16 protein-coding genes are annotated in these 18,589 nt (G+C 54.5%); 10 read left to right on the top strand and 6 right to left on the bottom strand.

Translation table 11 applies throughout. The features are described 5' to 3' along the window. Positions 1–8 precede the first annotated feature (8 nt). Together bufB and PS2015_RS13550 are read left to right on the top strand one after the other, a co-directional pair. Complete coding sequence (gene bufB, locus PS2015_RS13545) at positions 9–824, top strand: MNIO family bufferin maturase (RefSeq protein ID WP_058022728.1); 816 nt, start codon at positions 9–11, stop codon at positions 822–824. Then, positions 821–1,639, top strand: a complete 819-nt coding sequence (locus tag PS2015_RS13550) for an HvfC/BufC family peptide modification chaperone (protein ID WP_058022729.1) — start codon at positions 821–823, stop codon at positions 1,637–1,639. The genes bufB and PS2015_RS13550 overlap by 4 nt, the downstream gene beginning before the upstream one ends. A gap of 9 nt (positions 1,640–1,648) precedes the next feature. Here the strand turns inward: PS2015_RS13550 and PS2015_RS13555 are convergent, their stop codons facing one another. After that, positions 1,649–2,068 carry an OsmC family protein gene (locus PS2015_RS13555; RefSeq protein ID WP_058022730.1) on the bottom strand — a complete coding sequence of 140 codons (420 nt, stop codon included), beginning with the start codon at positions 2,066–2,068 and terminating at the stop codon, positions 1,649–1,651. 151 nt (positions 2,069–2,219) lie between these two features. On the opposite strand from PS2015_RS13555, the gene crp reads away from it, so the two are divergent. Further along, positions 2,220–2,855 (top strand): cAMP-activated global transcriptional regulator CRP, encoded by a 636-nt coding sequence (gene crp / locus PS2015_RS13560; RefSeq protein ID WP_058022731.1) that lies wholly within the window; start codon positions 2,220–2,222, stop codon positions 2,853–2,855. A gap of 10 nt (positions 2,856–2,865) precedes the next feature. Here the strand turns inward: crp and PS2015_RS13565 are convergent, their stop codons facing one another. The 4 genes from PS2015_RS13565 to PS2015_RS13580 form a co-directional block, all read right to left on the bottom strand. After that, positions 2,866–3,573: a hypothetical protein gene (locus PS2015_RS13565; protein ID WP_058022732.1), complete on the bottom strand. Its 708-nt coding sequence runs from the start codon at positions 3,571–3,573 to the stop codon at positions 2,866–2,868. A gap of 81 nt (positions 3,574–3,654) precedes the next feature. Next, positions 3,655–4,452, bottom strand: coding sequence for an indole-3-glycerol phosphate synthase TrpC (gene trpC, locus PS2015_RS13570; RefSeq protein WP_058022733.1), 798 nt, complete (start codon positions 4,450–4,452; stop codon positions 3,655–3,657). Beyond that, on the bottom strand, positions 4,449–5,477 hold the full coding sequence (gene trpD, locus PS2015_RS13575; protein WP_058022734.1) for an anthranilate phosphoribosyltransferase: 1,029 nt from the start codon (positions 5,475–5,477) through the stop codon (positions 4,449–4,451). The genes trpC and trpD overlap by 4 nt, the downstream gene beginning before the upstream one ends. A gap of 1 nt (position 5,478) precedes the next feature. Beyond that, positions 5,479–6,066: an anthranilate synthase component II gene (locus PS2015_RS13580; protein ID WP_058022735.1), complete on the bottom strand. Its 588-nt coding sequence runs from the start codon at positions 6,064–6,066 to the stop codon at positions 5,479–5,481. A 130-nt stretch (positions 6,067–6,196) separates the two neighbouring features. Here PS2015_RS13580 and PS2015_RS13585 point away from each other — a divergent pair, with 130 nt between their 5' ends. From PS2015_RS13585 to PS2015_RS15495, 6 genes are all read left to right on the top strand, one after another. Then, complete coding sequence (locus PS2015_RS13585) at positions 6,197–7,210, top strand: ArsJ-associated glyceraldehyde-3-phosphate dehydrogenase (RefSeq protein WP_058022736.1); 1,014 nt, start codon at positions 6,197–6,199, stop codon at positions 7,208–7,210. Positions 7,211–7,215: 5 nt separating this feature from the next. Continuing rightward, a complete protein-coding gene (arsJ, locus tag PS2015_RS13590; protein WP_058022737.1) occupies positions 7,216–8,460 on the top strand; it encodes an organoarsenical effux MFS transporter ArsJ in 1,245 nt (414 codons plus the stop codon). Positions 8,461–8,585: 125 nt separating this feature from the next. After that, a complete protein-coding gene (locus PS2015_RS13595) occupies positions 8,586–10,229 on the top strand; it encodes an HD family phosphohydrolase (RefSeq protein WP_058022738.1) in 1,644 nt (547 codons plus the stop codon). After that, positions 10,229–10,993 carry a 3',5'-cyclic-nucleotide phosphodiesterase gene (locus tag PS2015_RS13600; protein ID WP_058022739.1) on the top strand — a complete coding sequence of 255 codons (765 nt, stop codon included), beginning with the start codon at positions 10,229–10,231 and terminating at the stop codon, positions 10,991–10,993. Before PS2015_RS13595 ends, PS2015_RS13600 begins: the two co-directional genes overlap by 1 nt. Next, positions 10,983–12,374: a tetratricopeptide repeat protein gene (locus PS2015_RS13605; protein ID WP_058022740.1), complete on the top strand. Its 1,392-nt coding sequence runs from the start codon at positions 10,983–10,985 to the stop codon at positions 12,372–12,374. The genes PS2015_RS13600 and PS2015_RS13605 overlap by 11 nt, the downstream gene beginning before the upstream one ends. Before the next feature lie 19 nt (positions 12,375–12,393). Continuing rightward, positions 12,394–15,189: a FecR family protein gene (locus PS2015_RS15495; protein ID WP_082628143.1), complete on the top strand. Its 2,796-nt coding sequence runs from the start codon at positions 12,394–12,396 to the stop codon at positions 15,187–15,189. Between the two features lie 10 nt (positions 15,190–15,199). Here PS2015_RS15495 and PS2015_RS13625 read toward each other — a convergent pair whose 3' ends face one another. Then, complete coding sequence (locus PS2015_RS13625) at positions 15,200–17,419, bottom strand: CHASE2 domain-containing protein (protein WP_058022744.1); 2,220 nt, start codon at positions 17,417–17,419, stop codon at positions 15,200–15,202. A 206-nt stretch (positions 17,420–17,625) separates the two neighbouring features. Here PS2015_RS13625 and cbpA point away from each other — a divergent pair, with 206 nt between their 5' ends. Continuing rightward, entirely contained in the window at positions 17,626–18,585 is a 960-nt protein-coding gene (cbpA, locus tag PS2015_RS13630; protein ID WP_058022745.1) for a curved DNA-binding protein, read from the top strand. The last annotated feature ends 4 nt before the right edge of the window (positions 18,586–18,589 follow it).

Here is an 18,589-nt window from a genome sequence, read left to right on the forward strand (position 1 = left end):
AACCAGCCATGCTCGGATTCGGTCTGGGGCTGCGCAGCCCGCATTATGATTATGTGCTGGCGAATAAGCCAGCCGTCGACTGGTTCGAGCTTATTACCGAAAACTATCTGGCTCCCGGCGGTCGACCAAGAGCCATTCTCAGACAAATCCGTGAGCACTACCCGGTGGTGCTGCACGGACTGTCCTTTAATATCGGTTCGGCCGAACCGCCTGATTTCGATTATCTCAAGCAACTCAGGGCTTTGATCAGAGAATGCGAACCGGCCTGGGTGTCTGACCATATCTGTTGGACTGGACTGCATGGCAAGACATCTCACGATCTTCTGCCCATCGCGTACAACGCAGAAACCCTGCAGCAGGTCAGCGACAAAGTAAATCAGATTCAGGACGTATTGGAGCAACACGTGGTTCTTGAGAACCCGTCGGTTTATCTGCAGTTCCGATCCAGCGAAATCAGCGAGGCTGAATTCATTAATGCACTGGTTAACAACACCGGCTGCAAGATATTGCTCGACGTTAATAACGTGTATGTAAGCAGCTTTAACCTGGGCCACGATCCCTATGCCGAGATTTCGGCACTGGATACCAACTGTGTGCAACAGTTTCACCTGGCCGGCCACACCAACAATGACAGCCATATCATTGATACACATGACCATCCGGTTTGTGATGCAGTCTGGGATCTGTATGCCTTTGCCTGTCGTCGTTTCGGGCCCACAGCAACTTTGCTGGAGCGCGACGACCGTATACCCCCCTTTCCGGAATTGATGGCTGAATTGGAGCAGGCGCGCCAGCTTCAGACTTACGCCCTGCAAACAGCATGAACTGGAGAGACGAACAACAGGCGTTCTGGAACTGGATTACCCGGCCGCAGAATCTCCAGGACAGTTCCCAGCAGATCGACGATCACTTTCTGCCACATCGTGCGCTAAGCAAAGTCGACGCCCTGGGCATCTACAACAATGCCTATCACCAGCGCCTCATCCAGATCTCATCCGAACTATACCCGGTGACCTACCACACACTGGGGCATGATGTTTACTCCCGGCTATGGCTGGACTATCTGGCTCAGCATCCACCCCGTCCCGGCCCCATGAGCCTGCTGGGTGAACAGCTGCCGAGTTTTGCCCGCCAGCACGCGCAATTTGGCCGTCTGCCAGCCCTGCTGGACATTATTGAACTGGAAAACCTGCTGATTCATTTGTTTGACCAGGCGGATGAGCCTGCCTGGACACGGGCCCAACTGCAGGCCCTGACACCTGAACAGTGGCCGGACACACGCTGGCGGGTCAAATCAGACTGGGCACTGATGAGTAGTCAATTCGACCTTGAGAAGTACTGGAGCCAGATGCAGTTACACCTGGCACGGCCGGATGCCCGCCCCGGAGAGACCGAGTTTGCTGCCGAGCGCATCAGCGATGCCGATCAGGCTCACTACCTGATCCGGCGGGTTAATCACCGCATGCAGTTTCAGCGGATCAACCCGGCCATGATGCTGTTCCTCACCGGAATTCGCGAGGGGCAGACTTTTGCCATGCTGTGCGAATCGCTCAGCCAGCATTTCCCGGATCAGGAGATAGCCAGCCTGAGCTTGCAGCTGCTGCTGAAAACTATTGACCTGGAGTTGCTGTACGCCTGACAACTTGACTCAGCTTTCGATGATTTCAAAGGTGTGACTGATTTTGACACCCGCTGATGACAACATGATCGAAGCCGAGCAATATTTATCAGCCGACAGGGCTACTGCGCGCTCCACCTGCTTCTCGCTGAGATTTCTGCCGCTGACCTTAAAGTGCATGTGAATGCTTTCAAATACTGCCGGTACCGCATCGGCACGTGTTGCCTGCATGTCCACTTCACAATCTGTAATGTCCTGTCGTGCCTTGCGCAGAATACTGACCACATCAAAGGACGAGCAACCGCCAGTGCCAATCAGTAGCATCTCCATGGGGCGCAGTCCCAGATTGTGACCACCGCTGGCTTCCGGCCCATCCATGACAACAGTATGCCCGCTGCCTGACTCTCCAAGAAACATGACATCTTTGACCCAGCGAACAGTTGCTTTCATAAACTCTCCTGCAATTGACGGCGCACTGTGAAACAGCACGCAAGATTAACACAGTGCGGGCTGCAGAGTTAGCAGTCACCCCATCCCTTGCGTTACAATCATCGTGCGTTAAGGGAAGAACCACATTGACAATAACCGGGAGAACACGGTCATGGCGCTGATGGCCATTACGCCTCACATTGAAGACCTGCAAAATTTCCTGTCCAACTGTCAGATCCGCCAGTATGAGCGTGGACAGACAATTATTTATGCCGGCGATGAGCCGACAACCCTGTATTACTTATTGAAGGGCAGTATTTCTGTCTATCTTGAAGAGGAAGAAGGCAAGGAAGTTATTATCGCCTACCTGAATCCGGGCGATTTTTTTGGTGAAATGGGTCTGTTTGATACCGGCAAGGCCCGCAGCGCCTTTTGTCGCGCCAAATCAGACAGCGAGATTGCCGAAATAAGCTACGATCGATTCAATGACTACCTGCACGAGCATCCGGAAATCCTGCTGACCATTGGCAAGCAGATGGCCAACAGACTGCGTAATACCACCCGCAAATTGGGCGATCTGGCATTTTACGATGTGACAGGACGTATCGCCCGCACGCTGATCGAACTGAGTAAAGAACCAGTCGCCATGACGCATCCTGATGGCATGCAGATAAAAATTACCCGTCAGGAACTGGGCAGACTGGTCAATTGCTCACGGGAAATGGCCGGGCGGGTTCTGAAAACGCTTGAAGAGCAGCAGCTGATCTCAGTGCACGGTCAGAATATTGTGGTATACGGCACGCGCTGAAGCTGTTTGCTTACTCAGCGGACGCCAGCATTAACAGACCTCGACCCTTGCTTGCAAACAGCCGCTCGCGCTCAGTCTGGATGTAGTTTATTTTTTCCTGCCTCTCCGACGCCGATAATCCGCGCATACTCAGAAGACTTTCCGCACGGCGGAAGCATGCCATCGCCCTCACCCCATCCTCCATATCCAACGCGCGCTGGGCCATTAACAGGCTGGAATTCACTGCGACGCGCAGACCCAGCGTTCGCAAGCTCTCACGGGCATTCTCGAACTGACTGGCACTGATTTTCTCAGCTTTATACAGGTCCACAAAAATCTGCATGGCACGTTGAATATGACGCTGCGCGACCACCAGTTCCTGCTCGGTAGCCACAGCCGCACTGCCTGCACCACCACCTGCACCCTGTTGTTTACTGGCAACTTCGGCTTCTTTCAATTGCCTGTCCAGATCCTGTCGACCGGGATCCAGAGTCTGAATATGCCTGATATCCCTCGCCAACGACTCGAACAGCGGTCGCAAGATTTCGGGGTCAGTATCCATTTGTTGCAAGGCTCGACCCGCCTCATACATCTGCCTGCGCCTGTCTTCCAGCGCTGCCAGTTGCCGTAGTCGCCAATAATGCTCTGATTGCTGCTGCAGGGCCCATTTAGCCAGCAGCAGGCCGGCCCACATGAGCAGCAGCAAAGCAAAGATCCACAACAGGTTGGTAAGCAGCATTTACAGCCCGGTCGCACAGCCAATAGGATTTACCTGATCAGATAATCTATCGGCTGGCAGGGCTGTATGTTTAGATAAAGATCAGCTGAATAGTTCGCGCAGTTTGGCGCCTGGGTCGGGCGCGCGCATAAAGGTTTCGCCAATCAGAAAACCGTATATACCGCGAGACATCATACGCTTGACGTCGGCGGCTGTGCTGATGCCACTTTCGGTCACGATCAGTTTGTCGTCAGGCACCAGCTCAGCCAGGCGGAAGGTGATTTCCAGGTCGGTATGGAAATCATGCAGGTTACGATTGTTGATGCCAATCAGGTCGAAACCGCCTGCCAGGGCAATATCCAGTTCGGTTTCATTGTGCACCTCAACCAGCACATCGAGCTGATAATCCGCCGCACAGGCAGCCAGCTCACGCAGGCGCACCGGATTCAGCGCCGCCACAATCAGCAGTATGCAGTCCGCGCCAATGGCACCCGCCTCGGCAATCTGGTACGGATCAATGATGAAATCCTTGCGTATCACCGGCAGTTCACAGGCTGCCCTGGCCTGCTGCAGGTAGGCATTGCTACCCTGAAAGTACTGTTCGTCGGTCAGCACAGACAGACAGGTCGCTCCGCCCTCAGCATACTGGCGCGCCAGGGTGGCGGGATCGAAGTCTTCACGAATCAGACCTTTGCTGGGCGAGGCTTTTTTAATCTCGGCAATCACAGCGGCCTGTTGAGCATGCATGCGCTCTCGCATTGCGCGGATAAAGCCACGGCGCTCAGCCACCAGATCACGCGCCAGCTTGTCCTGCATCGCCATTGAGACAGCCTGGCTGTTGCGCTGAATCTCGAACTGCTTGTGCGTCAGGATTTTTTCCAGGATGGTGCTTGTATTCACGCTTTGAATCTCTCGGTAAAGGCGGCCAATTGTTCCAGCTTCTGCAGGGCTGCGCCGCTGTGCAGAATGTCACGGGCCCGGTTGACACCTGCCGGCAGATCATCGCACAGGTTAGCCGCGTAAATGGCCGCCCCGGCATTCAAGGCCACGATATCGCCGGCCATCTCGTTTTCGTAGGTCAGGGCCTGTTTGACCAGAGCCAGGCTTTCAGCAGGCGAATCTACTTGCAGCGGCGCATAGCTGTCTCGCTGCACCATGCCAAAATCAGCCGGTGACACGCTGTAACGCACCAGGTGTCCGTCGCGCAGCTCGCCGATCTGTGTGCTGGCCGAGATACTGATTTCGTCCAATCCATCCTCTGCGGCTAGCACCAGCACATGCCGACTGCCCAGATCGCGCAACACTTCAAGCACCGGCTCTATCCACTGAGCATCAAAAACGCCCATCACCTGGTTCGGCGCACCGGCCGGGTTGGTGAGCGGCCCCAGCATATTAAAAATGGTCCGCACGCCAATCTCGCGGCGCGGCCCGATCACGTGTTTCATGGCACTGTGATGGCCGGGTGCAAACATGAACCCCACTCCCAGCTCCTGTATACACTCAGCCACCTGCTCCGGAGTGATAGCCAGATTGACACCTGCTGCCTCCAGCAGATCAGCACTGCCGCTTTTACTGGTTGCGCCGCGATTCCCATGCTTGGCAACACGCGCCCCAGCGCAGGCCGCCACCATGGCTGCCGAAGTAGAAATATTAAAAGTGTCGGTGCCGGTTCCGCCGGTGCCACAGGTATCAACTAGATGAGCGTCCGGCGGCAACTTCACCGGCGTTGCCAGTTCGCGCATGGTGCGAGCGGCGCCGAGCAGCTCGGCAGTACGAATACCCTTCATTTGCAGTGCCACCAGAAACGCAGCAATTTGCGCATCGGTGCACATGCCCGTCATCATCTCGCGGATCAGATCAGAGGCCTGCCCTGCAGTCAGATCCTGACCGGATACCAGATGACGGATGGCGGCTTTTATATCCATATCACTTATCCTGCAGAAAATTGTTGAGCAACTGATGACCAAACTCACTCAGTATGGATTCTGGATGAAACTGTACACCCTCAACCGCCAGCGTCTTGTGTTTCACGCCCATGATCTCATCCCGGCTGCCGTCGGGCAGCTGCGTCCAGGCTGTCACTTCCAGACAGTCCGGCAGTGAATTGCTGTCGATGACAAGAGAGTGGTAGCGGGTCGCCGTAAATGGGCTGGGCAAATCAGAAAATACCCCGGCGTTATTGTGATAGACGGGCGACAATTTGCCATGCATGACTTCGCGGGCGCGAATAATATCGCCACCATAGGCCTGTCCGATGGCCTGATGACCCAGACACACGCCCAGCAGCGGGATTTTGCCCGCAAAGGTTTTGATCACATCAATGGATATTCCGGCCTCTGACGGCGTGCACGGCCCCGGTGAAATGACGATTTTATCGGGTGCCATTGATTCGATCTCTGTCAGGCTGATTGCATCATTGCGATGCACCTGCACCTCGGCCCCCAGCTCGCCCAGATACTGGACAATGTTGTAGGTGAACGAGTCATAGTTGTCGATCATCAGAATTCTGGGCATGGCAGTTCCTTCAATAGCAGCCGGGCGATTGTAGCACGGCTAAAGAGTTTGAGGTCCACAGCCTTGTGCCGGGACCGGCTCAATTGCGATAATCCGGGCTCACACGCATACCCGCCCTCAGGAGCAGACTATGAGCATTCGCGTTGGCATCAATGGCTTCGGCCGAATCGGGCGGTTGGCGCTGCGGGCCGCCTGGGACTGGACGGACATTGAATTTGTGCATATCAACGACCCTGGCGGTGACGCGACCACCCTGGCTCACCTGCTGACGTTTGACTCGGTACACGGCCGCTGGCAGCATGAGGCCAGGGCAGAAGGCGACAATATTGTCGTGGGCGACAAGCCAATCAGCGTGAGCCGAAATACGCGCATCGAAGAGACCGACTGGTCCGGCTGCGACCTGGTCATCGAAGCCAGCGGCAAGATGAAAACAGTCGAGATGCTGAAAGGCTACCTGGCACAGGGCGTCAAACGCGTGGTGGTAACGGCACCCATTAAGGAAACGGGCGTATTAAACGTCGTGATGGGTGTCAACGACCACCTTTACGATCCGGCCAGCCATCCCATCGTCACCGCGGCATCCTGCACAACCAACTGTCTGGCACCCGTTGTCAAAGTCATCCATGAACACCTGGGCATCCGTCACGGCAGCATGACAACCATCCACAGCATCACTAATACGCAGACCATTATCGATGCGCCGCACAAAGATCTGCGCCGCGCCCGCTCCTGTGGCGAGAGTCTGATCCCGACTACCACAGGGTCAGCAACCGCCATCGCACACATCTTTCCCGAATTAAAAGGTCGGCTCAATGGACATGCCGTGCGTGTGCCGCTGGCCAATGCTTCACTGACCGATTGCGTGTTTGAGGTGGAAACAGCCACATCGGCGGAACAGGTCAATCAATTGCTGAAAGACGCCTCCGAATCCGGTCCGCTTGAGGGTATCCTGGGCTACGAGGAGCGTCCGCTGGTGTCCATTGACTATAAAACTGACCCCCGCTCCAGCATTGTCGATGCCTTATCCACCATGGTCGTTAATGACACACAAGTGAAAATCTACGCCTGGTACGATAATGAATGGGGTTATGCCAACCGCACTGCTGAGCTGGCGCTGAAAGTCGGACGCAGCATTCAGGAATAACGGACATGCTGAACCAGCTCTCCCCGGCCGTCCGCCAGTATCTGGTGGTCACCGGCAACTACTGGGCTTTTACGCTGACTGACGGCGCCCTGCGCATGTTGGTCGTGTTGCACTTTCACAGCCTGGGTTACTCGCCGCTGGATATTGCCCTGCTGTTTCTGTTCTACGAAATTTTTGGCGTCATCACCAATCTTGTCGGCGGCTGGCTGGGTGCCCATCTGGGACTTAACCGCACCATGAATATCGGCCTGGCACTGCAGATTATCGCCCTGAGCATGCTGCTGGTACCTGCAGCCATGCTGACTGTGCCCTGGGTCATGGCAGCCCAGGCGCTGTCCGGTATCGCCAAAGACCTGAATAAAATGAGCGCCAAGAGCTCGATCAAACTGCTGGTACCGGTCGATGCCCATAGCACCCTTTACAAGTGGGTGGCCATTCTGACCGGCTCAAAAAACGCCCTGAAAGGGGCCGGTTTTTTCCTCGGCGGCGTCTTGCTGATGTGGCTGGGTTTTGCCGGTGCGGTGGCCGCCATGGCGGCCACCCTGACCCTGGTCTGGCTTAGCAGCCTGGTGTTGTTAAAAAAGGATCTGGGCAAGGCCAGCAACAAACCCAAATTCCGCGATATTCTTTCCAAGAGCCAGGCCATCAACATCTTGTCGGCGGCGCGCATGCTGCTGTTCGGTGCCCGTGATGTCTGGTTTGTGGTGGCCCTGCCGGTGTTTCTGTCACAAACACTGAGCTGGCAATCCGGTCAGACCGGCGCTTTTATGGCATCGTGGATCATTGCCTACGGCGCTGTACAGGCGTTTGCGCCGCGCATTACCGGCAGCTCCAACAGCAGACTACCCAGCGGCCATTCGGCCACAGCCTGGGTGGCTGTGCTGGCATTGATTCCGGCCATGATTGCTACGGGCCTGTCCATGGAGCTCAGTCCGGCTATTGTTGTGATTAGCGGCTTGCTTGTATTCGGTGTCATTTTTGCCGTCAACTCTTCGCTACACAGTTACTTGATCGTCAGTTATGCGAATAGTGACGGCGTATCACTGGACGTTGGCTTTTACTATATGGCCAACGCCATGGGCCGCTTGCTGGGGACCGTTCTTTCCGGTTGGGTATTCCAACTGGCAGGTCAGGGTACTGACGGGTTGGCCGCATGCCTGTGGATCTCCGCAGCAATGCTGGTGGCCACTACTCTGATTTCCCTGATGCTGCCCCGGCGTACCCAAAGCAAATCAATGACACCCACGTAAATCCTGCTATTGGGAAAAACGGCAGACAAATAATTCACAAGAAAGTCTCACTCTGTCATTTGTATATTCCATAAACCGTTGTAAGCTCACGATAAAGAATTCGCGAGCACCACTGACTACTGCTAATGAAATCTGATCAAAGTCTGCTGAATCTCGTTAAACGACTCAATACCATCGGTATTGCCCTGTCTGCCGAGCGGAATATAGATGAATTACTCCATCAGATCCTGCGAGGCGCGCGTGAACTGACCGGTGCCGATGGGGGGACACTCTATCGGCTTGATGCTGAAAGGACGCACCTCACCTTTGCACTGGTGCAAAACGAAGCGCTGGCCATCAGTCTCGGAGGGCCGGATGCACCGATACCGGATCGATTTTCGCCCATTCCGCTGCGGCTACCGGACGGCACACCGAACATGCGCATGGTCGCAGCCTGCGCTGTTCTGGAAGGCAAAACTGTGAACATTGCCAATGCCTACAATGAACCGGGTTTCGACTTCTCTGGTACGCGTCAATTCGATACCCTGAACAATTATCGCTCCACTTCGTTTCTTACCGTCCCCATGCGTAATCACGAAGGCGACATCATTGCGGCCATTCAACTAATCAACAAGATTGACGACAAGGGCAACACTACCCACTTTTCAGAACAGGATCAGGATCTTGCTGAATCTCTTGCGTCCCAGGGCGCCATCGCGCTTACCAACGCCGAATTGATTCAGGACCTGCATAATCTATTCGACAGTTTTACACGTGTTATTGCCAATGCCATTGATGCCAAGTCAGCTCAGACAGGCGCGCATTGCCGCCGAGTCCCGGATCTGACAATGATGATAGCCAAAGCGGCGGACGGCGCAGCCTTTCCCGGCATAGAAGACTTTGTCATGACCGAGTCTGACTATTACGAACTGAGCACTGCAGCCTGGCTGCATGACTGCGGAAAGATTGTGACTCCACATCATGTGGTTGAAAAATCAACCAAGCTCGAACTGATTACTGATGGCATCAACATTATTGCGGAACGGATTGAAATCATCGCCCGCGACTGGATTCTGGTGCGCCTTTCCCGGAAGCTGAGGCGTGGCGAGCAATTGACTGAAGAAGATCTTGTCATCTCTGCTGACGAGCAACAACAGTTGCAGCAAATGCTGACCTTCCTCAAGACAAGTAATACCGGCGGCGAGTTCATGAGTGATGAGGAAGTCGCGAAGATCCGCGAGACCGGGCAGATGTCATATACAGATATACGAGGCGTACGCAGACCACTGCTGACGGACGAAGAAATCGCGTTTTTGAGCATACGCAAAGGGACCCTGAGCGAAGCCGAACGGCAGATCATGCAAGATCATATGGTACATACCATAAACATGCTGGAGCAGTTACCTTTCCCGCGCCATCTGCGAAATGTTCCGGAGTACGCTGGCGGGCATCATGAACGCATGGACGGGAAAGGCTATCCAAAAGGGTTGCGACGCGAGCAAATGTCAGTGCCCGCACGCATGATGGGCATCGCTGACGTATTCGAAGCGCTGACTGCGCCTGAGCGAAGTTATAAAAAACCCATGCCACTGTCGCAGGCCCTGAGTATTTTAATGAGGATGGTAGAGCAAAACCATCTGGACCCGGACCTGTTTGCTCTGTTTATCGACAAGCAGGTCTACCTTGATTACGCCAGAGCATACCTGTCGCAACAGCAGATTGATCAGATACCACAGGAAATCGTCGACTGGGCAAAACAGCAGCAGCGCACAACAATGAGACCAGAATAATGAGCCGGATTCGAATACTGGGTTGCAGCGGAGGCCTCGGCAAGGACGAATACACCACCTGCCTGCTGCTTGATGGTCACACCCTGATTGATGCCGGGACCGGGCTTGGGACGCTTTCCCAACAAGAGCTGGGTGCCATCAGGAATGTATTTATTACACACTCACATCTGGACCATATCTGCTGTCTGCCACTGTTGATTGACAACCTTTATGGCAACCTTACGGATACGCTTAACGTTTACGCATCTGCAGACGTCATCCTCGCGCTGAAAACACACATTTTCAATTGGTCCATCTGGCCGGATTTCAGTCAATTACCCAGCCCGGATAAACCGTCGCTGCGTTACCATGAACGGTCGCCAGGGGTCGCCACACAATTGGGTGAATTGACGATAACGCCGTTCATGGTGCCGCATGTCGTGCCAACTCAGGGCTATGCCATAGAAAGCCCTACCGGCCGCTTCGTATATTGTGCCGACAGCAGTTTATCCACCGAGCTGATAACCGCTATCCGCAACTTCGGCCCTATCACCTGTCTTCTGCTGGAGTGTGCTCTGGCAGACGAGTTCCAGCTGCTGGCCGACCAGTCGGCTCATCTGACACCCGCATACGTCATGTCTATCATTGAACAGCTTGAACCATCTCCTTCACGCATACTGATTACTCATCTTAAACCCAGCCAGGCAGCCGTGATCCGGCAGCAGCTAAGCAATTTTGACGCCCCGATAGAGATCGTCCATAGTGGAGATGTCTATGAGTTCTGAGAAACTGACAATGCACCTTGCTGGCGCGGCGAGACCGTGGCCTGGCTTGTGCCTGGCAGTTGTCCTCATACTGGAAGCAGGCGCCGCTGAGGCTCAGGCCACGCCCTGGCAAAGAGATCTGGAGCTGGCCCGCGAGGAGCTGGGCAGCGACCCGCAGTCTTCCTATCAACGTCTGATCAGCTGGGAGCTTGAAGCGGCCGGAGATGTTGCTTACGACTACTGGCTTGGCGTTGCGGCTGTCCGGGCAGATCAACTTGACCAGGCCATCACCGCACTGGAGCGGGTCATCATGATACGAGGTAACCATGCCGGAGCCCGACTGGAACTGGCAGGTGTATATTTATTGCAGAACCGGCTTGGAGAAGCTGCACAACAGCTGGACATTGTTGAACAGATGAATCCTCCGCCAGCCGCCCGCGATGCCATCGCCAGATATCGAAGCGCTCTGAATACTCGTCTTACCAGTGCCGACGCAACCACCCGTAGTGCTTTTTCTATGCTGGCCGTTGACGCCGGATACGATAGCAACTACCTGAACTATCCGGACAGTTTCGATTTATTCGCAGATACTCCATTGCAGGGTCTTGCGATACTTGACCGGGAAGCAACATCATACTCTCAAGTCAGGGCACTCCATTTCCGGGAGCTGCGAGGTCTCTCAGAATCTCAACGAACGGAGTGGGTTACCTCCGCCCAGGCCAGATTCAATATCGAAGATCAAGCTGACCGTTTTGATGCCAGCACAATCCAGAGTTCATTGACGCTGGTAACGCCTGTAAGCGAAAGCAGCGAATTCCGGCTTACTGCCAGTCTGAGCCAACTTTGGCTTGATGGTTCACAATATCGGCGCAGCACCTCAATAGCCGCAGGATGGCAATACAACCTGAACGACCGTTCTGATATCCGAATGCGTCTGCGTCTTCAGGACAATCGCTACCAGTTGGCCAACAACGACAATGTGGGATACCTGTTCGATACCGTCTTTAACAGAACCATCAACGATACATGGCAGCTTCGAGTTAACGGAAGTGTAGAGAGCGAGTCGCTTGATTCAGGCGCCGCGCGGCAGGGCGGCAACAGCCTCAGACAAAGGGCTGACATTCAGGCGCATCGAAGAGTGGCTGGCAGCCCCCATCAGTGGGTTTTTGGTATCTCACACCAACGCCTGCGATTTTCTGAACAGGATTTTGCGGCGTTCAATCAGGGAACTGCAAAACGGCGACATGACTCAAGTTTAACCGCCCACGCCGAGTGGCGACTGGAGCCGTCAGCACAATGGCGTTTCAGTCTCCGCGGCCAACATCGCCATCAATCTTCAAATCTGGATTTTTTTGACATTGATCAGAGTGTTCTTCAGCTGTCGGCTGAGTATCTATTCTGAGATCAAGGGAGACTGACACATGAACTTCAAGCTCAGAGCCGCGATTGCCGCACTAAGCTTGCCCGTATTGACGACCCTGCCGGCGCACGCCCAAGAAGCCATCGTTGAAGGTCGCATACTGTTCGTGCATGGTCGTGTTGAAATCAGCGACTCCGTGTCGACGCGCGCTGCTAACCGCGGCGACGATGTCACCGAAAATGACCGAATCCGGACATACCCAGCGTCAAGTGCACAGATACGATTCAGCGATGGCAGCCTGCTGGCGTTACGCCCGGATACTGAGTTGATCATAGCCGAATACGTCTACAGTCAGGCGGGTGAAAACAATGCACAGACCACGGACCTGATACGTGGAAGTCTGCGCGCTGTAAGTGGCGCTTTAGGCCAGTCAACACCCGAAAGGGTCACTTACAACACACCAGTCGCAACTATGGGAATCCGGGGCACCGGATTGCAGCTAATCCATGCGGATATCGCCAACCCTGAGCCCGGCGATCTAAGTGGGACCTGGCTTTTCGTCGAATCAGGTCAGGTAGCCATGATTACAGAAGCCGGGGAGCAGATAGTGGGCCCCGGCGGCTTTTTCTTCGTCTCCTCTCCGCAGGATTTGCCGCAACCTGCCTCACCCGACTCGCTCAGTTTGCTCCTGCCTGCTCAGGGCGACGGGACTACGCCACCGAGTCAACCTGACCAGAGCGACGCAGACAGCAATGCCGATGGGGCAGGCGGCCCTGAACCAATGCCGACCCTGGAGGTACCTGTCCCCGAAATACCGCCGGATGCGACCGAGATACTGCAGCAACTCGGCTTTGTCGTCACCGAGGATCCACAGTTTCAACAAGACCAGGCCTTCGACGTGATTGAGATCATTACCGACGAGGTAAGCCCTACGGAGCCGGAACCGGATCCGGAACCTGAGCCTGAGCCTGAACCAGAGCCAGAGCCAGAACCAGAGCCAGAGCCAGAACCAGAGCCAGAACCTGAACCTGAACCTGAACCTGAACCTGAGCCTGAACCAGAGCCAGAGCCAGAACCAGAACCAGAGCCAGAACCAGAGCCAGAACCAGAGCCAGAGCCAGAACCAGAGCCAGAACCTGAACCTGAACCTGAGCCTGAGCCTGAACCAGAGCCAGAGCCAGAACCAGAACCAGAACCAGAGCCAGAACCTGAGCCTGAGCCAGAACCTGAGCCTGAGCCAGAACCTGAGCCTGAGCCAGAACCTCAACCACAACCGGAGTTAATGGCACCGTTGAGTGGTGCGGTTTACCTGGCGCTTAATGTTTCAAATCAAGAGCAGTCGTATCAACAGCCCGATGACAACAACGTGCAGTGGCAGGAACTGGGCGGCAATCGCGTACTGACCTCCTTCATCAGTGGAGGTGAAAACTTTGTCGCATTGCAGGGATCTCAGCCTGCTGGCGCCGCCACATTAAATCTCAGTCAACATATCTCTGGATCAGATACGCAGGTATTCTGGGGCTACTGGTCGGTAGGTGATTATGCTGTCAGAAATAATCTGGGGCAGGATATCACGCCCGCGCAAACAACCGGCTATCATTATATCGCTGCCACCAACGGTCTGAACTCACTCATCAGCGTTCAGGATGTTCTAAACTCATCTCATGATTCTTATGGAGCACTGCGTTTCCAGATAGCCGGAGGCACGCCGCTTATCATGAATACCGGGACAGCGTCCATATCAGATACCAGTCAGGTAGAACTGAATTTGGGCACTCAGTCATTAACGGCCAGCTTGGGTATCACTTACAACGAGGTGGCAGGCGCCGTATCAGGTACGGCCAGCCTGTCAGACTTTATGGCCGGCGGCCTGACTTTGACTGGCAGCATCAATGACCCGGGCGATACCACCGGGCAACTGCGAGGCGGCTTTACGGGAAATACCAGCAACGGGCTGGAAAGCCTGCTGGCTCGTCTGTGGTTGACTGTGGGTGAAAGTGTCTTCGGCGGCTCAACTATGATTTTTGGCAATTGGTGCACAACCCCCCTGTGGATGGAGTGCGCGCAGATCCCCGCCGGGATTTACGATCCGTACATGGATCTGTATTGGTCAGGCCCCTTCGCCATCGGCCAGAATCAGACACAGACCATAGTCTCTGAGTACAGTGATATTTATCTGGGCAGTCCGTCTCAGACGTCCAGCGAGATATGGCTGGCAGGATTGCGGGGGGTGAATGACAATGACCAGCAATTGTTCTTTGCTGCAACAGACTACCAAACAGCACCCGGTACGCAAATGACCACGCCAGTCAGCGCAGGTAACAAAGATATCTATTGGGGCTATTGGGACAGCGAACAATATGCACTGAAGCAAAAAACCGGCGACATCATCGAGGCGCTTGATAACCAGTCAAAATTCCACTACATCACCAGTCCCGATACGCTGACTTACGAACCATCATTGCTACCCGACGGCGTACGGAACTTTGCCATTACAGGTGGATCCCTGCTTGTGTCAGATACCACTGGCAGTGTTTACGCACCAGCCTTCGGCTCCACGGTTTCTGTTGACTTTGACCAGGAAATATTTTCAGTCGATATCACATTCGCGCACACTGCATTGTCAGGAAGCCTGAGTGCCAGTGCTGCGGATCTGACTCATTTCTGGAATCATCAGGCATTATCGCTCGGCGGCACTGGTGACTTCAGCGAGTTCGGCGGCGAATTGACTGGAAAATTCGTGGGTGAAGAGCTGAACGCCATCATGTCAATTCTCAGCGCCCGCAACAATCTGGATGAAAGTTTTCGTGGCAGCCTGATCTGGGAAGCAATCACCGAGTTACCCCCACTGAATTAGCAGTTACAGTTCATTTTGAGGTGTGCGTCCAGACGCCCTCCCAATCTTCACCTGGCGCATCGTCGGCAAATATCTGGCAGCGCTCGATATAGATTTTGCTCACAGGGTCATCGGGGAAATCGAGTGCGAGCGCATTCCACAGAGCGAGAGAAAGAGCAAACTTCTGATCCTGATACAAGTCAAAGGCTTCGCGGGTGCGGGCCGTCAATTCCTTCTGTGCCGATCCAGCCTCTTGTCGGCGGCACAACGGGGTATAGAGCATGACCGGCTGACGGCGCCCCTTCACCCTTACTTTATCAACCGGGCGAAATAGCCAGTCAGGGGCCTGTTGAACCGTGGCATCAGTTGTCAGAACATCCAGTGAATAGGATTTGGTAAGCCCTTCGACTCGTGAACCTAGATTGACGTTGTCTCCGAGCACGGTATATGCCATGCGAAATTCAGAGCCCATATTCCCGACGTTCATCGGCCCGGTATGCACGCCGATGCCCATAGCCAGTGCTGGCAGCCCCTCGTCCTTAAACTCACTGTTCAATTGAGCGAGAGCATTCTGCATATCTCGTGCGCTCTGCAACGCATGATCAGCGTGAGCGTCATCTGCCAATGGGGCACCCCAGAATGCCATAATGGCATCTCCCATGTACTTGTCGATGGTGCCGCGATTAGCATGAATCGCCCGGGTCAGTGGCGTGAGCAGACGATTCATAACTTCAGAAAGCTGTGAGGGGCTGACCTGTTCAGAAAACGCCGTGAAATTTCTGATATCCGAGAACATTACCGTCAATTCTTTCTCCGCGCCAACAAGCGATGTTTCAAAATCGCTGCGTACCATATCTGAAACCAGTTCAGGTGGAACATACTGGCCGAACAGTGATGTCACCTGGGAAGTCCGTTGGCTCTCCCGCCAATAATTGCCCAGCAAATGCAAACCGGTCGTCCCGATAAGTACAACAGTTACCGGGGCAAATGCCAGCAGCAGGCCCTCATTCCACATCCACGTATTGATGAGAATATGGACACTCATCAAGATCAGCCCGGCTGCCAGCACTCTAAAGGCCGTCAGATAGGGAAAGGCCACACTGATGATGCTGCCGAGAACGACCAGCAGCAAAGTGCTGGCTGCACGCGCATAAGCAGGTTCAGAGAGGAAACGCTGGTGCAACATGCCCGCCAGCAGAGAAATATTTATCTCAACACCCGGAAACACGGCTCCGACCGGTGTGCTCCGCAGGTCTTTCAGGCCCGGGGCCGATGTTCCAAGAATGCCAATTGATCCGGCCAGCAGGTCAGAATCGACTTCACCTGACAGTACGTCAACTGCTGAAACGTAATTAAAATGACGCTCCGGACCGTACCATGGTACTTGAACTATTCCACGACTGTCCGTCGGAATAAGAAATCCACCAACATCAAAACCTTCCAGCTGGCTGACTCCGGCACCAGTCTCAATTATTGCCTGTACAGGTGGATTGCCCAACAGCTCCAACAACATGGACAGGGACAATGCAGGGTATAACTGCCCATTGGCAGCCTGCTGTACCATGGGTGCGCGACGTATCATTCCATCCGCATCAACCACAGGGTTATCGAAAAAACCTGCCCCTGAGCCGACCGAGTTGGCCGCATTCTGCAGCAATTCAAAATTACTGGTGAAACGCTCAGCCCGCACCCATGGAATATCCAGTTGCTGCCAATCATCGTCAAGCAATTGCAGCGGCGGTGGCAGGACACCTACGCTGGAGAGCACATCAGGATAAGCCGGATCCAGGCCAGCGAAATAATACCCCAGTACAACGGGCCAGCTGGCCAGCACGTTGGCCAGTTGCTCGTCGCCGGTCATTAGTGGAGGCTCCTCAGGCAAATCCGGAAACTGCTCGAGTAAAACAGGCCAACTGTCCCGCAGTTGATTCTGTTCCGGCTCGGAGAAGACCACATCGACTCCCAAAAGGGTCATTCCGTGAACTGCGAACAGGGTGTCAATCAACTCCGCAATCACACTCCTTGGCCAGGGCCATTGACCCAATTCGGCGATACTGCGCTCATCGATATCGATGATGACAAGTCCCGGATCAACCTCCCCATCCAGAGTCAGCTGCACACGATAGTCATATGTGATCGATTCAAGCCGCTGCAGGAGTTGGGATGGCCAGAACCCGGCCTGATCTCCGGAAACCCAGATGACAATCGCAAAGCTGACAAGGATCTGAAACTTGGTGGCGTGTCTGAGCATAGATTAATGGTCCGCTATGCTGAATACTGGAGCTGCCTTAATGTCCTGCCAGATTAACATGAAATCAGACCACCAATGAAAGATAAAGCGCGTTGCGTCTTTCAGCGCTGGAAAGACGCTCATGCTATACAGCGCTTGAGCTCGCGCCAAAAAAACCGCTATGCTGGCACCGGACGACAACAGGCTTCGGGAGCGCACAGAGCACCGTGGAATTCAAGGATTATTACAAAATACTGGACGTCGCTGAAGATGCTGATCTCAAGGCAGTCAAAACCGCTTACCGCAAACTCGCCCGTAAGTACCATCCCGATGTCAGCGAAAAAAAGGACGCTGCAGAACGCTTCAAGGAAGTCGCCGAAGCCTATGAAGTACTCGGCGATGAAAAGAAGCGCGCTGAATATGATGAAATTCGCAGGTTCGGCGGGCAAAGGGGTCGCGGCTCCGGATCGGGTGGATTTGAAGGATTTAGTGGTGGCGACAGCAGCCACTACAGCGAGCAGGATTTCTCTGACTTTTTCTCATCCATTTTCGGAGGCGGCAGACAGCGCACCTCTGGATTCGGCTTTGGTGACCAGGGTGACGGCGCTTTCAGCACCCGCGGCCGGGACATTGAAGTGGATATGCCGATTTTTCTGGAAGACGTTCTGTCGGACGAGTCCAAACAGATCAGCTATAGCCTGCCCCATTACGATGTCAGTGGCCAGCGGCTGGAAGACATTACAAAAACCCTGAAGATCAAAATCCCCAAAGGGGTCGCAGACGGTGAGCGTATTCGCCTGAAAGCTCAGGGCGCACCCGGCATTGGCAACGGTCCGGCGGGTGATCTGTACCTGCGCATCAGGCTGGTTCCCCATCCGCTGTTTGATGTTGAGGCGCACAATCTACTCATCACATTGCCGCTGGCGCCCTGGGAGGCCGCGCTGGGCGGCAAAGTGACCGTACCCACGCTGCAGGGCAAAATTCAGCTCACCATCCCGGCCAGCAGTCAGAGCGGACAACGCCTGCGCATTAAAGGTCGCGGTCTGCCCATGAAAAACGGCAACGGTGATCTGTTTGCCGTACTGAAGATTGTGATGCCCGACGGAACAGACGATGACAGCCGAAAACTGTGGCAGCAGCTGGCTGACCGGCAGTCTGGTTTCAATCCTCGTCAGGACTGGAGTTAACCCA

It is taken from the genome of Pseudohongiella spirulinae, from assembly GCF_001444425.1.
GTDB lineage: Bacteria > Pseudomonadota > Gammaproteobacteria > Pseudomonadales > Pseudohongiellaceae > Pseudohongiella > Pseudohongiella spirulinae.